Genomic DNA, 14,058 nt, shown 5'->3' on the forward strand with positions numbered 1-14,058 from the left:
CTTACAATTTTTGTACTTCGGTATACCTAAAACAATCAATTTGGTGATCGTTGACCATTCCTATTGCTTGCATAAATGCATAGATAATGGTAGATCCAACAAACTTAAATCCACGTTTCTTTAAGTCTTTACTAATCGCATCTGATGTCGCTGTGGTTGCGGGATTATCTTTATAGCTTTGCCAACTATTTACAATCGGTTGTCCATCAACAAATTTCCATATGTATTGATCAAAACTGCCGAACTCTCTTTGAATGTCGATAAAAAGCTGAGCATTAGTCACCGCTGCTTTTATTTTTAATTTATGACGTATAATCCCTGAATCTTGCAGTAGGGAGTCAATTTTATTTTGATCGTATTTAGCAATACGATGGTAGTCAAATCCATCAAAAGCAATTCTAAAATTCTCTCTTTTTTTTAAAATTGTAATCCAGCTTAATCCAGCCTGGAAGCTTTCTAAAAGTAAAAATTCGAATAAATCTTTATCGTCGTGTAGTGGCACACCCCATTCTTGATCATGATAGGCTTCGTATAGCGCATCTCCGAGACACCAACCACATTTGTGTTTACTCATTAGTTTTCGATTTAAGTTGTGTTCCTATATCCTATTCTTTTTCGGTGGCACGCTGTAACTTGTCATTTATGGTTCGACCCAGTCCAATATCTGGTAACTTTTCAGCAATGATAAGGTCTAAGCCTAAACGATCAAGACGGTGCATAGCTGCGTAAAGATTTTTAGCTGCTTCTTCAAAATCTCCTGTAGGAGAAAGTATTTCTTGCTGGGTTACAGGTATGTTAAGCACAGTCTTTTGAAAGCTCAAAATGCCTACTTTTCGATTAGAAAACGTTTTAAGAAGTTCATCCACATCAACAGTTAGGTATGTTGGCGTATTCGGAGCATAATGGCGTAACAACATGCCCGGCGCTACCGGGTTGTTGTCTTTATTTTTTGTAAGTTGTTTAATCGGGCCAATTTTTTCTTCAATTTGCTCAACAGAGAGTGACCCTAATCGATAGAGTATGGGTTCATCATTGCTAAAACCAACAATAGTGGATTCGATACCTTTTTGGCAATTACCACCGTCTAAAATAACCGCTAGATCTTTACTAAAGTAATGGTCAACGTGGGTTGCTGTTGTAGGACTAATAGAGCCAAAAGGATTTGCACTAGGCGCTGCTAACGGAAAATCAAGTTGATCTAACAGCTGTAATGCGATAGGATGATTAGGAACCCTTACAGCTACTGTATCTTTGCCTGCGGTTACGGTATCAGAAATGTGTGTTTTCTTTTTTAACACCATCGTCAACGGTCCCGGCCAAAATGCTTTAGCTAGTTTAAAAGCGGATTCCGGAATATCTTGTGCAACTTCAGTTAAAAAATCAGCAGATTTGATATGAACAATCAATGGGTTAAATAAAGGACGTTTTTTTAATTCAAAAATCTTTTTTACAACTTCTTCCTTATAGGCATTCCCGGCTAACCCATATACCGTTTCTGTTGGTAATGCGATAAGTTGTCCTTCTTGTAAGGCGTTTTTAGCAATTGTTATATCTGTTGTTATCATAATATCTGACACTTTATACAGTGCTATAATCAAGGCAAAGATACTATCTATACGGTATAGTTTTTAATTTATGAATAATATAACAGTTAAAAAATGCCTTCATTTCATATATCTTAAAACGTATAATCCAAAATAATCTAGTCTTAAACCCTTTATCTATCTGACGAGATGCTTAACTTAGTCTTAGTATTGGTTAAAATGGATGGTAATTCAGTATCCAAGTAAGTATGCTCATAAAATTGCGTCTTACAAAAACAAAAAAGATGGACCATGGCATCAGACAGAAAAATTGAAGTAATCGAAAAAGCGTTACAACATTCTTACACCTATGACGAATATAAAGAATTGATCAAAAACTTATTGGCCGAAGGAAAATCGACTGGCCACGTCCAAACTGAGGATTTGTATAACTATAGTGTGTTGAACGAACGTAGAATGAAGCGATGGGATAAAACAGTTACTATTGATAAAGCGATTATTGAAAAGGCAACGCAAGCCAAGCTAAATATTACCTGGTTGGTCATCACCGAGGGTTGGTGTGGGGATGCTGCGCACGCACTGCCGATTATCCATAAAATTGCAGCGCTAAATCCAGGGATTGAACTACGGTTAGTACTACGAGATGACAATGAAGATTTGATGCATCTTTTCTTGACTAATGGTGCTAAATCCATACCAAAACTAATCAGTTATGCTACAGATTCAAAAGAAGTATTAGCAACCTGGGGTCCGCGTCCGTCAGAAGCCACTCAACTTGTAGAGGCTTATAAAGCAGAACATGGTAGTTTAGATCCTGTTTTTAAACAAGAATTACAAATGTGGTACAACAGAAATAAAGGTAAAAATATTGCCGAGGATTTAGCAAAATTGATCTGATATGTTTTACTCACTGTAATTGAAAAAATAAGTAATAGTTCCTTCCTGTTCTTCAATAGAAGACTTAGAAAATAATGCTTCTCGAGCGTAAGCCATTGCATTATCAAATAAACACTCATTACGGGTAGAGGACTTTCGCTTATCAATTTTGGTGTCAACAACGTAACCGTTGCTATTCACTTCAATCTTTACGACTACTTTACCACTACCGTTACAGGTGTATACAGGGTTTGGTATTTTCCCCATTAGCTTTCTTCCCTTTAAGCTCCAGCTGGATGAGCTATAGGAGCTGTTGGGTTTTACCTCTTCTTCAACTTTTTCTAAAGGTTTTTGAGTTTCTATAGCATCCTCAACTTCTTCTTCCGGCGAATCTTCAGTTTCTGTCTCTGGACTTTCAGTTAAGGATTTTAAGCGCTCTTCAAAATCATCATGGCTTTCAAAATCTTCATTAAAGGCTTTATGGGTTCGTTCAGAGGCTAACAGTTTACGGTCTTCTAATGGATCTTCCTCTTCTGGTTCTTCTTCTTCAACCAATTCTTGCAACATTTCTTCGGGGATCTCCATTAAGATTTCTGCCTGCTCTTTTTTCTTGTTGATCATATTGATGTTATACAACCCCATGATAAAGATACCCATTAACATGAGAGTGATAATCAATGCTTTATGTTTCTCTATAAACTCCATTACGTACTCAATAACTACATTTGTTCCATAATATTTTATGGAACGTTGACTTTATGTTGTATTTGGTGCTCAAAATCTACTACAGATATTCCATTTTCAACTCGATAATCTCCAATTTTTGTCCTTCTTAGCGCTGTTAGGTGCCCTCCGTTATCTAAGGCTTTACCAAAATCGTGAGCTAAAGATCGGATATAGGTTCCTTTGCTACAAACTACTCTAAAATGAACTTCAGGAAGAGATATTTTTGTAATTTCAAACTCGCTAATCTCCACGGTTCTCGTAGGGATATCAACTTCTACGCCTTCTCTTGCATACTCATATAATCGTTTGCCCTCTTTTTTTAAAGCAGAAAAGACCGGTGGTTGTTGTTGTATGCTGCCAATAAATTGGTGTGTAGTTTTTCGTATTGCTTCTTCGGTAATAGTATCCAACGAAAAGGTTTGATCTATCTCGGTTTCAAGATCATAGGAGGGAGTAGTAGCACCCAATGTAATCACACCAGTGTATTCTTTTACCTGTCCTTGAAGCGATTCTATTTTTTTGGTAAACTTACCCGTACAAATTAATAGAAGTCCGGTAGCTAATGGATCTAAAGTACCCGCATGCCCGACTTTTATTTTTTTAATCTTAAAGTTTTTGCGAATTAACCAACGAAGCTTATTAACTACCTGAAAAGAAGTCCAGTGCAGTGGTTTATCGATCAAAATAAGTTGACCGTCTTTAAAATCTTGTTCGGTTAACATTGAAGGGGTCGTTTAAGTCAATCCAAAACCGATGGCGATCAAGCCAACGACTATACAATATAAAGCAAAATAACTTAATTTACTCTTTTTTACTAAGGAAATCATCCAGGTACAGGCAAATAAACCTGAGATAAAAGCAGCGATAAAACCAACACCAATGCTCATACTTTGTTCGGTAGCAAAGGTAAGCTCACCACTCAACAGGTCTTTAGCTATTTTTCCAAAGATTAAAGGAATAACCATTAAGAAAGAGAATCGTGCGGCCTTTGTTTTGTCATTACCTAACAAAACTGAGGTGGATATGGTAGCTCCACTTCTTGATATTCCAGGAAGCATAGCGATGGCTTGCGCTACACCAATCACAAATGCGTTGGAGTAACTTACGGGTTTTAGTGTGTTTTTGGCTTTGTCAGCCAAAAATAGTAGCACTGCTGTGATCAATAACATACAACCCACAAATAGTACATTACCACCAAAAAGTTGTTCTAGTTGTTCTTCAAAGAATAAGCCGACGATAACAGCAGGGATCATCGAAATAATGATTTTAATAGAAAAGCGTGTCTGTTCATTGTTTTTAAACTGAAATAGCCCTTGTAGAATCCAAAAGATATCTTTTCTAAAAACTACAATGGTACTCAGTGCAGTAGCAAAATGAAGTACAACCGTAAACAGTAATGATTCTTCAGGCACGCTTTGATCACCCAGAATAGCCTTACCTAGCTCTAAATGACCGCTAGAGGATACCGGTAAAAACTCGGTTAAACCTTGAACAATACCTAAAATAATTGCATCAATGACTTCCATAATTCGTAGTGGATTATCAAAATTTGATGCAAATATAAAATTACCTATAAATTAATGAGGAGATTACTTCTTTTTCTTAGGTTTGATTATTAATAGGATGTCTGATATCAAATAAGAAAATCCAATCAGAAAGATAATTGTACCATATAGAAATGCTTCAGCTGCGAAAAATATAGTTAAGCCCAGGTAAATTAGAAATATGGAGAGAGGATAAAAGACAATTCTTGTAATTATTCTTAAAATTGAAAACCCCTTTGGTTTTTTTGTTATGGGCTCTTCATTGATACCGATGACATAACATAATTTTTGATATGCTATCTTGGCTTCAAAGGAATAGATACTTCTAGGGAGAAAAATAATTATAATAAAGCAAAGAGACCAAACTATTAAAAAGGATATTAAAGAATGCGTTATTTTGGCATCATACAACATCAAGAAAAGCGGTAATAGGTACCCAGCGATTAAGAAATATCCTAATGCTTTACCAAATTTATTTATACTAGGTTCAATCTTTGTAAGATTATTTTCATCATCAAATCTTAATTTAAAAACAGGATATACTCTTCTTGCCCAAAAGCTGGAAAACCAGATGTATATCAGATTATTAGTTTCGTCAATGTGTCCTGTGAATGGTTTCTTGCTAGAGTACCAAAGATGGGTTAAAAACGTATTTTTTTTATAAGTATGGATGTGCTTCAGGACATCCTTCTTAGTAATATGCTCACTCAATCTTACTTCTTTTTCTTCTTTTCAGGATCCAGTAAGATCGCATAGACTTCAATACCAAATCCAATTAATACCACTATAGGAGCAAGACGGATACGTCTAAAATTATAGATATCTGGATTAAAAACATTAGGATCGTCACTACCGCCTCCAGACATTAATACAAAGCCGAGTGTAATTACAGCAATTCCAATAGCCATCATTACATAATTTTGCTTTTTAAATACAAAGTCAGGTTGGTGTATGTTTTTTTTATTTTTTGCTTCGCCCATAGTTTTATTCTTTTATTTCGTTAAAGAGCGTCTTGTCTTTATACGTCAATTTTGCAATATGACCCATATTACCATCGGTGGTAAATATAGTCCATCTTTTAACAGGATACAATGTAACCGTTTTATTTTGGATTTGATCTTGTAGTTCCTGCACAGAAAGCCCCAATTGTAAACCTCTATTGATATAATAGTAATGGGGATCATCTTGCAAAGTTATGACAATGTCAAAACCAGATCCTTCTTGTACATCAGTAACCGTCCCTGTAATTTTTAATATATCCTCTGAAGTTACATTACGCACTGGTCTAAAGGTTTGTATCGCTAAAGCCATTACTACAACAAAAATTACCGCCACTATGGCAAACCAAATCTTAGCAATCTTACCCATATTTTAGTAGTATAATTCGTCTGTTCTTAAATTCAAAAAGCGCTGTGTGGCAAAAAACGTACTAATCCAGGTGATTACCACCCCAATCCCAAAAACAGTTACAAATAGTATAGCTAATAACAATTCATCTTTGACCAATTGCAGTTCTGGGAATGCCTCGTTGAGGTAATACAATACCACTGCTACTCCGATGAGTGCTACCACAGCTCCAACCATACCTAATTTAATGCTTTTCCAAATAAATGGCCTGCGAATAAAGGCTTTGGTAGCACCAACCATTTGCATGGTTTTAATGATAAAACGCTTGGAATACACCGAAAGTCGGATCGAACTATTAATCAATAAAACGGCAATAAAAGTAAAGATGCCACTGATTAGCAACACCCAGAAGCTGATTTTCTTAATATTATCATTCAATAGCGAGATCAGCGGCTTGTCATAAATCACCTCATCCACAAAGCTCTTATTGGTAATATCACCTGTAATTTCTTCAATTTTTGCTTGATCCACATAGTCAGCCTTAAGGTAAACATCGATAGAGTTTTGTAACGGATTGTAGCCTAAAAACTCCATAAAATTTTCTCCTATATCTTTACTATAGGCCTCTGCCGCTTCTTCTTTGGAGATAAACGCGGTGGACTTTGTATATTCCGCCAGGGCAAGGCTTTTTTCCAATTGTTTGATCTCTACCAGTTTCGCCGTATCCTTTAGGTAAATAGTAAGTGCAATTTTTTCCTTAAAATGATCAGCTACCTTCTTGGTATTTAATACTAGCAACCCTAATAAACCCAACAAAAAAAGTACTAACGAAATACTAATCACTACGGAGAAGTAGCTCGATATTAGCCGTCGTTTTTGATACTTTTCAAAGGAGGAACTCATAAATTCATTAATTTGACCGTAAAAATAATAAACTTCATCATACTTTAAAGGGTAGCTGCATTTAATTATTCGCTGTGCAACTTGTGGTAAAAGAGTTGTTTTGGTTAACTTTGAGATCACTAGTCATAACGACAATACGTACAAATTATTTTTTTAGGGCGATCCCCTTATGGTTCTAAGGGGTCGGGCTATCCGCTATATCCCTTCGGGGATGCCGCTGCTATCCCTATCGCAACTCAGAATATAATAAATAAGACACACATATGCACACAGTAATCATGGGGACAGGTGGAGTTGGAGGCTACTTTGGTGGTAAAATAGCTCAATCCGGGCAGCAAGTAACTTTTATCGCCAGAGGCAAACACTTAGAGGCTTTACAACAAAACGGGCTAAAGGTCAAGAGTATAGAAGGCGATTTTAGCGTGCCTTCCGTTACAGCGACTGATGCAATTGCAAAAGTTGGTAAAGCAGATGTAATACTGCTATCCACCAAAGCCTGGCAGGTTACTGAGGCGGCATCACAATTGCAACCATTATTAAAAAAAGAAACGGTTGTCATTCCATTGCAAAACGGAGCAGACAATGCAGATAACGTAGGTGATGTTATTGATCCGAGTCACGTGCTTGGAGGACTGTGTAAGATCTATAGCAAAATAGAAGCTCCTGGGGTGATTCATCATTTTGGATATCCGCCAGAGATAGTTTTTGGAGAGTTAGACAATTCCAAAACAGCCCGATTGCAACACATAAAAGCAATATTTGATAAAGCCGGAGTTACCAATACGATTGCCGAGAATATTCAAGTAGCGATATGGAACAAGTTTATGTTCATCGCTACCCTAAGTGGATTAGGAGCATTGACTAGAGCAACCATCGGAGAGCTGTATCAGGATGAGTCCTTACAAAAGATGCTTAGAGATACAGCTACAGAAATATACAAGGTAGCAAAAGCTAAGAAAATTCCGTTACAGCCTAATACGGTAGATACCATTCTGAATTTTATAAGTAAGCAACCTTATGACTCTACCACCTCTACACAACGCGATATTTTGGAGGGCCGTCCTTCAGAACTAGAGAATTTTAACGGCTACATCGTAGCAGAGGGTAAAAAATTAGCCATCCCTACTCCTGTAAATGAGTTTGTGTATGCCTGTCTTCAGCCCATGGAACGAAAAGCAAGAGATTCAAAGTAAAATTATTGTCAAGGTTCATTTGGTTTAATAATATTTGAATTCAGTCAAAATAAGTGGGATACCTTATTTTACTCATATAAAATTGTAAATTTGCGCTTTCAAAAAATAGGTCATGCAATACGATTTCAACGAAATTGAAGCCAAATGGCAAAAATTCTGGTCAGAGAACCAAACCTTTAAAGCAGAAAACCATAGCGATAAACCAAAATTTTATGTGTTGGATATGTTTCCTTATCCATCAGGGGCAGGCTTGCACGTAGGGCATCCGCTTGGGTATATCGCCAGTGATATCTATGCTCGCTACAAGCGGCACAAAGGTTTTAATGTATTGCACCCTATGGGCTATGATTCTTTTGGGTTACCAGCAGAGCAATATGCAATCCAAACCGGGCAGCACCCTGCTATTACTACCAAAGAAAATATAGCTCGCTATCGCCAGCAATTAGATCAAATAGGTTTCTCTTTTGATTGGAGCAGAGAAGTGCGTACCAGTGATCCGCAATTTTATAAGTGGACACAGTGGATCTTCATTCAGCTTTTCAATTCCTGGTACGATAAAGATGCAGACAAGGCCAGAGCTATTGAAGACTTGACCGCCATATTTGAAAAAGAAGGAAACACAACAATCAACGCTGCTTGTGATGAGGATGTAAAGCAATTTTCTGCTACAGACTGGAAGACCATGTCAGCCAAGGAGCAACAGCAAATACTTTTACAATACAGACTAACCTATTTGGCAGAAACTGAGGTCAACTGGTGCCCTCAATTAGGAACAGTGCTGGCCAATGACGAAATTGTTAATGGTGTCTCAGAGCGAGGAGGTTACCCTGTGGTACGCAAAAAGATGAAACAGTGGAGTATGCGTATCTCAGTGTATGCCCAACGTTTATTGGATGGACTACAAAAAGTAGATTGGCCACAACCTCTTAAGGATTCGCAAACCAATTGGATTGGTAGATCAAAAGGGGCGTCGGTGACGTTTGATGTTAAAAATCACGATGGCGAAACCATTGAAGTGTTTACTACGCGACCTGATACCATTTTTGGAGTCAGTTTTATGACCTTAGCACCAGAGCACGAATTGGTAGATAGAATAACAACGCCACAGCAGAAAGCTGCCGTAGATGCCTATGTAGAAGCTACCGCAAAGCGTAGTGAACGAGAGCGTATGGCGGATGTAAAAACCATCAGCGGGGTGTTTACAGGAGCCTATGCGGAGCATCCTTTTACGAAAGAACCGGTGCCGGTATGGATCGGAGATTATGTGCTGGCAAGTTATGGTACAGGAGCAGTAATGGCGGTGCCTTGTGGAGACCAACGCGATTACGATTTTGCAAAGCATTTTAATATTGCTATCCCTAATATTTTTAAAGATGTAGATATTTCGGAAGAAGCGTTTGCTGATAAGGAAAATACCGTGATCACTAATTCAGACTTCTTAAACGATTTAGGATATAAAGAAGCAACGACTAAGGCTATCGAAGCTTTGGAAGAGTTAGGACAAGGTAAAGGAAAAATCAACTATCGCCTGCGCGATGCGGTATTTAGCCGTCAACGCTATTGGGGCGAACCATTCCCGGTATATTATGTAGATGGAATGCCACAGATGATTGATGCTGAGCATTTACCGATACACTTACCTGAGGTAGAAAAATACCTACCTACCGAAACTGGCGAACCACCATTAGGGAATGCTACGGAATGGGCTTGGGATACTACAAATAACGAGGTTGTCTCTAACGATAAGATAGATCACAAAACCGTTTTCCCTTTAGAATTGAATACTATGCCAGGCTGGGCAGGGAGCTCCTATTACTTTAATCGCTATATGGACCCCAATAATGATCAGGAAATTTTTTCGCAAGACGCAATTAAGTATTGGAAGGATGTAGATCTATATATAGGAGGCAGCGAGCATGCTACAGGTCATTTACTCTATTCCCGTTTTTGGCAAAAGTTTCTATTCGATAGAGGAGTAGTTCCTGTACAAGAATTTGCCAAAAAGCTGATCAACCAAGGGATGATTTTAGGGACAAGTGCTTTTGTTTATAGATTTGACATTACTGGAGGAGCATTGGTTTTAAACGAGGATTTAAAAAACTCTGCTTCCTTAGTTAAAAAGCACATGATATTTGTTTCGAAAGGATTTTTAGAGAAACTTAAAGAGGATAAAGCATTATTAAGAGAATTCAATTCAAATTTTAAAGACAAGCTTCAAAAGTATTTCGAAAATTCTGTTGGTAGTTTTGATCCAATACCACACGAAGTACATTCGATTCACGCTCCTGTAGAGTTTGTTAATGGTTCTGATCAATTAAATGTGAAACGTTTTAAAAATTGGTTGCCAGAACTGGAAGAAGCTATATTTATCGGAGAAGAAGGTCGTATTATTGATGGTGAAAATGATGTTTATGTTGTTGGACGTGAAGTTGAAAAAATGTCTAAGTCTAAGTACAATGTTGTTAACCCTGATAATATTTGCAAAGACTATGGTGCGGATACCTTGCGTTTATACGAAATGTTCTTAGGGCCTTTAGAACAGGCTAAACCATGGAATACCGCTGGGATTACGGGCGTACATAACTTTCTTAAAAAACTATGGAAGTTGTACCATAACGGAGAGGTGTTCGAGGTAACGGATACTGAACCTACTAAAGATAACCTTAAAACCTTACATAAAACCATTAAGAAGGTAGAAGAGGATATCGAGAATTTTTCATTCAATACCTCTGTGAGTACTTTTATGATAGCGGTTAATGAATTAACGGCACAGAAATGTAATAGTAAAGAAATTTTAGAACCTTTACTGATTTTAATTTCTCCTTATGCACCACATATTGCTGAAGAATTATGGAGTAAACTGGGTCACCAGGAATCAATAGCCACTAAGCCTTTTCCGGTATACGATGAAAAGCACTTGGTGGAAAGCACCAAGGTGTACCCTATATCTTTTAATGGTAAAAAACGATTTGAATTGGAGTTACCATTGGATATGAGCAAAGAGAATATCGAAAAAACAGTAATGGCGCACGAAAAAACGCAACAGCAATTAGCTGGGAGAACACCTAAAAAGGTAATTATTGTTCCGGGTAAAATTGTTAATATAGTAGGATAGTAAAAATGTACTATCCCTTGTGTAAATTATGATGTGTTATGATTATCACTTAACTAGGTTTTCTAGCTCTTTTATGCAGTTCAGATATTAAAATTTTTAGATATCGAGGTATGGATTAATGAAGCTTAGTTGAGAATTTGTTTAAATTTCTAAAAATTATCTTTGAAATTAGCGTAAATAAAATGATAGAATTTAGATTTTATGCTGTTTTTTAACATTTATAATGAAAACAACATAAAATTATTGATAAAATATTTTTACCTATCATTTTTTTGTTTTATTTCAACAAAAAATCTAATTTCGACCAAAAATTAAGAATATGTTAATTGGTGTTCCTACCGAAATTAAAAATAACGAGAACCGTGTCGGGTTAACCCCAGCAGGTACCTTAGAGCTCGTTAAGCACGGGCATACTGTTTACATTCAGAAAAATGCCGGACTTCAGAGTGGATTTAAAGACGAAGAATATATCAAAGCAGGAGCTAAGATACTTCCTACCATTGAAGATGTTTATAAGACGGCTGAAATGATTATCAAGGTTAAGGAACCTATTGAGCCAGAATATAACTTAATTAAAGAAGATCAGTTACTATTTACGTATTTCCATTTTGCTTCTAGCGAGGAACTAACTATGGCAATGATTAAAAACCGTTCGGTTTGTATCTCCTATGAAACTGTTGAAGATTTTGATAGAAGTCTACCTCTTTTAACTCCTATGAGTGAAGTAGCTGGTAGAATGTCTATTCAGCAAGGAGCTAAATACTTGGAAAAACCACTGAAAGGTAGAGGAATTCTACTAGGAGGGGTTCCTGGGGTAGCCCCTGCCAAAGTACTTATCTTAGGAGGAGGAGTAGTGGGTACCCAGGCTGCAAAAATGGCAGCAGGTATGGGAGCCGATGTGACCATATTAGATATCAGTGCTAAGCGATTGAAATATCTGGATGATGTGATGCCTGCCAACGTAAATACCGAATATTCCAACGAATATACTATACGAAAACATATCAAAACTGCCGACCTTATTATTGGTGGTGTATTAATTCCTGGTGCAAAGGCACCAAAATTGATTACCAGAGACATGCTGAAAGAGATGCGACCAGGTACAGTTATGGTTGATGTGGCAGTGGATCAGGGAGGATGTTTTGAAACTACAAAACCGACCACACACCAAGATCCGGTGTATATTATTGATGATGTAGTACACTATTCGGTAGCAAATATGCCAGGAGCTGTACCTTATACGTCTACTTTGGCGCTGACAAGTGTCACTTTGCCATATGCCATTCAACTGGCTAATAAGGGATGGAAAACTGCCTGTGCAGAAAATGAACCACTTAAAAAAGGATTAAACGTTATTAACGGTGATGTTGTGTATCCTGCAATATCAGAGGCATTTGACCTGCCTTTAAAAGACGTTGATACGTATACAAATTAAACTCGACTTATTGGCTAACTCAAGTTTATTTAACTGAAGACCCCGCTATTATGGCGGGGTTTTTGCATATATTAATGTACGATTAAAATAGAAAAAATTATGATGGGATACTATATCATTGCGGGTATTATATTCTTGGTGAGTATGTACGTAAGCAATAAACTAAAGAGTAAATTTAGAAAATATTCTCAGACAAGACTAAGTAATGGCATGAGTGGGGCAGAAATAGCTACTAAAATGCTAAAGGATAATGGCATATATGATGTTAAGGTAATTTCGACTCCGGGGATGTTAACGGATCACTATAATCCGGCGAATAAAACTGTAAATCTGAGTGAAGGTGTTTACCAGCAACGTAATGCAGCTTCGGCGGCTGTCGCGGCCCACGAGTGTGGTCATGCGATGCAACACGCTACAGCGTATAGTTGGTTGACACTACGGTCAAAGATTGTACCTGTGGTTGGAATTGCTAGTAGACTTGCTAATTTTGTAATCTTAGCAGGAATCATTATGCTTGGTATGGGTAATGTATTAGGAGATACGGTTTTTCTTCTTGGAATTGTGCTTTTTGGAGTAACTACCTTGTTCGCTTTTATAACCCTTCCTGTGGAATACGATGCGAGTAATAGAGCATTAGCCTGGCTTAAATCTGAAAGTATAGTTACTCATCGGGAGTATGACGATGCAGAAGATGCCTTGAAATGGGCAGCGCGTACCTATGTGGTGGCTGCTTTAGGTTCCTTGGCTACTTTATTATATTTTATCTCCATTTTTTTGGGAAGTAGAGATTAAATCGTAAACAGGAATGAAGTAAACGAATACATAAAGGCGCTACACAGTAGCGCCTTTTTTATATTTTGAGCTGTCGATTGATTTGTTGATTAAGCGAAATAAAGGTTTCTGTTCGCGAAACACCTTCAATCGCCTGGATGTTTTTGTTGAGTACGTGCATCAAATGTTCATTGTCCTTACACAAGATCTTGATAAAGATAGACCAATGTCCTGTGGTGTAATGACATTCAATAACTTCAGGAATTTCCTCGAGTTGTTTTACTGCTTTAGGATTACTCACGGCTTTATCTAAGTAAACACCAACATAGGCCATTGTTTTGTAACCAAGAACTTTAGGGTCAATAATAAATTTTGAGCCTACAATTAATCCAGAAGCTTCAAGTTTACGAAGTCTTTGATGAATAGCCGCCCCCGAAATTCCTAATTTTCTGGCTATTTCTAAAATAGGTCTTCTTGCATCTTCCATAAGGTTTCTCAAGATTTCCTTATCTATACCGTCAATTTTAATATCACCTGATATTGATTTCATAATTTAAATTATAATAAACTGTAAGTAAAAATACTGAGTTAATTTAAAAAATGA

15 protein-coding genes are annotated in these 14,058 nt (G+C 37.2%); 5 read left to right on the forward strand and 10 right to left on the reverse strand.

Annotation, left to right across the window (positions count from 1 at the left end; genetic code table 11):
* Nucleotide 1 precedes the first annotated feature (1 nt).
* Both EV197_RS04030 and EV197_RS04035 read right to left on the reverse strand, forming a co-directional pair.
* Complete coding sequence (locus EV197_RS04030) at nucleotides 2-574, reverse strand: DNA-3-methyladenine glycosylase I (RefSeq protein ID WP_130285445.1); 573 nt, start codon at nucleotides 572-574, stop codon at nucleotides 2-4.
* A 31-nt stretch (nucleotides 575-605) separates the two neighbouring features.
* Nucleotides 606-1,565 (reverse strand): L-threonylcarbamoyladenylate synthase, encoded by a 960-nt coding sequence (locus EV197_RS04035; RefSeq protein WP_130285446.1) that lies wholly within the window; start codon nucleotides 1,563-1,565, stop codon nucleotides 606-608.
* Nucleotides 1,566-1,835: 270 nt separating this feature from the next.
* Between EV197_RS04035 and EV197_RS04040 the strand changes: the two genes are divergently transcribed.
* On the forward strand, nucleotides 1,836-2,441 hold the full coding sequence (locus EV197_RS04040) for a thioredoxin family protein (RefSeq protein WP_130285447.1): 606 nt from the start codon (nucleotides 1,836-1,838) through the stop codon (nucleotides 2,439-2,441).
* A gap of 6 nt (nucleotides 2,442-2,447) precedes the next feature.
* Here EV197_RS04040 and EV197_RS04045 read toward each other — a convergent pair whose 3' ends face one another.
* The 7 genes from EV197_RS04045 to EV197_RS04075 all read right to left on the reverse strand — a co-directional run bounded on the left by EV197_RS04045 (nucleotide 2,448) and on the right by EV197_RS04075 (nucleotide 6,940).
* Nucleotides 2,448-3,098 (reverse strand): hypothetical protein, encoded by a 651-nt coding sequence (locus tag EV197_RS04045; protein ID WP_165388998.1) that lies wholly within the window; start codon nucleotides 3,096-3,098, stop codon nucleotides 2,448-2,450.
* 62 nt (nucleotides 3,099-3,160) lie between these two features.
* Nucleotides 3,161-3,868: a tRNA pseudouridine(55) synthase TruB gene (gene truB, locus EV197_RS04050; protein WP_130285449.1), complete on the reverse strand. Its 708-nt coding sequence runs from the start codon at nucleotides 3,866-3,868 to the stop codon at nucleotides 3,161-3,163.
* 12 nt (nucleotides 3,869-3,880) lie between these two features.
* Nucleotides 3,881-4,672, reverse strand: coding sequence for an undecaprenyl-diphosphate phosphatase (locus EV197_RS04055; protein ID WP_130285450.1), 792 nt, complete (start codon nucleotides 4,670-4,672; stop codon nucleotides 3,881-3,883).
* Nucleotides 4,673-4,735: 63 nt separating this feature from the next.
* On the reverse strand, nucleotides 4,736-5,401 hold the full coding sequence (locus EV197_RS04060) for a hypothetical protein (RefSeq protein ID WP_130285451.1): 666 nt from the start codon (nucleotides 5,399-5,401) through the stop codon (nucleotides 4,736-4,738).
* A gap of 2 nt (nucleotides 5,402-5,403) precedes the next feature.
* Nucleotides 5,404-5,670 carry a DUF3098 domain-containing protein gene (locus tag EV197_RS04065; RefSeq protein ID WP_130285452.1) on the reverse strand — a complete coding sequence of 89 codons (267 nt, stop codon included), beginning with the start codon at nucleotides 5,668-5,670 and terminating at the stop codon, nucleotides 5,404-5,406.
* Between the two features lie 4 nt (nucleotides 5,671-5,674).
* Nucleotides 5,675-6,058, reverse strand: coding sequence for a hypothetical protein (locus tag EV197_RS04070; RefSeq protein ID WP_130285453.1), 384 nt, complete (start codon nucleotides 6,056-6,058; stop codon nucleotides 5,675-5,677).
* Between the two features lie 3 nt (nucleotides 6,059-6,061).
* Nucleotides 6,062-6,940, reverse strand: coding sequence for a cell division protein FtsX (locus EV197_RS04075; RefSeq protein ID WP_130285454.1), 879 nt, complete (start codon nucleotides 6,938-6,940; stop codon nucleotides 6,062-6,064).
* Between the two features lie 263 nt (nucleotides 6,941-7,203).
* On the opposite strand from EV197_RS04075, the gene EV197_RS04080 reads away from it, so the two are divergent.
* The 4 genes from EV197_RS04080 (at nucleotide 7,204) to EV197_RS04095 (ending at nucleotide 13,475) form a co-directional block, all read left to right on the forward strand.
* Nucleotides 7,204-8,133, forward strand: a complete 930-nt coding sequence (locus EV197_RS04080) for a ketopantoate reductase family protein (protein WP_130285455.1) — start codon at nucleotides 7,204-7,206, stop codon at nucleotides 8,131-8,133.
* Nucleotides 8,134-8,245: 112 nt separating this feature from the next.
* Complete coding sequence (locus tag EV197_RS04085; protein ID WP_130285456.1) at nucleotides 8,246-11,248, forward strand: leucine--tRNA ligase; 3,003 nt, start codon at nucleotides 8,246-8,248, stop codon at nucleotides 11,246-11,248.
* A gap of 319 nt (nucleotides 11,249-11,567) precedes the next feature.
* A complete protein-coding gene (gene ald / locus EV197_RS04090) occupies nucleotides 11,568-12,683 on the forward strand; it encodes an alanine dehydrogenase (RefSeq protein WP_130285457.1) in 1,116 nt (371 codons plus the stop codon).
* Between the two features lie 99 nt (nucleotides 12,684-12,782).
* A complete protein-coding gene (locus EV197_RS04095; protein WP_130285458.1) occupies nucleotides 12,783-13,475 on the forward strand; it encodes a zinc metallopeptidase in 693 nt (230 codons plus the stop codon).
* A 58-nt stretch (nucleotides 13,476-13,533) separates the two neighbouring features.
* Here the strand turns inward: EV197_RS04095 and EV197_RS04100 are convergent, their stop codons facing one another.
* Complete coding sequence (locus tag EV197_RS04100; protein ID WP_130285459.1) at nucleotides 13,534-14,004, reverse strand: Lrp/AsnC ligand binding domain-containing protein; 471 nt, start codon at nucleotides 14,002-14,004, stop codon at nucleotides 13,534-13,536.
* Between the last annotated feature and the right edge of the window lie 54 nt (nucleotides 14,005-14,058).

Origin of the sequence: Aquimarina brevivitae, assembly GCF_004216895.1 — a bacterium.
GTDB classification, from domain to species: domain Bacteria; phylum Bacteroidota; class Bacteroidia; order Flavobacteriales; family Flavobacteriaceae; genus Aquimarina; species Aquimarina brevivitae.

Excerpts from the sequence above, each read along its gene's own strand:
- EV197_RS04040 (WP_130285447.1), top strand. The coding sequence starts at position 1,836 with ATGGCATCAGACAGAAAAATTGAAGTAATCGAAAAAGCGTTACAACAT.
- truB (WP_130285449.1), bottom strand. The coding sequence starts at position 3,868 with ATGTTAACCGAACAAGATTTTAAAGACGGTCAACTTATTTTGATCGAT.
- EV197_RS04080 (WP_130285455.1), top strand. The coding sequence starts at position 7,204 with ATGCACACAGTAATCATGGGGACAGGTGGAGTTGGAGGCTACTTTGGT.
- EV197_RS04095 (WP_130285458.1), top strand. The coding sequence starts at position 12,783 with ATGATGGGATACTATATCATTGCGGGTATTATATTCTTGGTGAGTATG.
- EV197_RS04070 (WP_130285453.1), bottom strand. The coding sequence starts at position 6,058 with ATGGGTAAGATTGCTAAGATTTGGTTTGCCATAGTGGCGGTAATTTTT.
- EV197_RS04055 (WP_130285450.1), bottom strand. The coding sequence starts at position 4,672 with ATGGAAGTCATTGATGCAATTATTTTAGGTATTGTTCAAGGTTTAACC.
- EV197_RS04030 (WP_130285445.1), bottom strand. The coding sequence starts at position 574 with ATGAGTAAACACAAATGTGGTTGGTGTCTCGGAGATGCGCTATACGAA.
- EV197_RS04065 (WP_130285452.1), bottom strand. The coding sequence starts at position 5,670 with ATGGGCGAAGCAAAAAATAAAAAAAACATACACCAACCTGACTTTGTA.
- EV197_RS04085 (WP_130285456.1), top strand. The coding sequence starts at position 8,246 with ATGCAATACGATTTCAACGAAATTGAAGCCAAATGGCAAAAATTCTGG.
- EV197_RS04100 (WP_130285459.1), bottom strand. The coding sequence starts at position 14,004 with ATGAAATCAATATCAGGTGATATTAAAATTGACGGTATAGATAAGGAA.
- EV197_RS04075 (WP_130285454.1), bottom strand. The coding sequence starts at position 6,940 with ATGAGTTCCTCCTTTGAAAAGTATCAAAAACGACGGCTAATATCGAGC.
- EV197_RS04035 (WP_130285446.1), bottom strand. The coding sequence starts at position 1,565 with ATGATAACAACAGATATAACAATTGCTAAAAACGCCTTACAAGAAGGA.
- ald (WP_130285457.1), top strand. The coding sequence starts at position 11,568 with ATGTTAATTGGTGTTCCTACCGAAATTAAAAATAACGAGAACCGTGTC.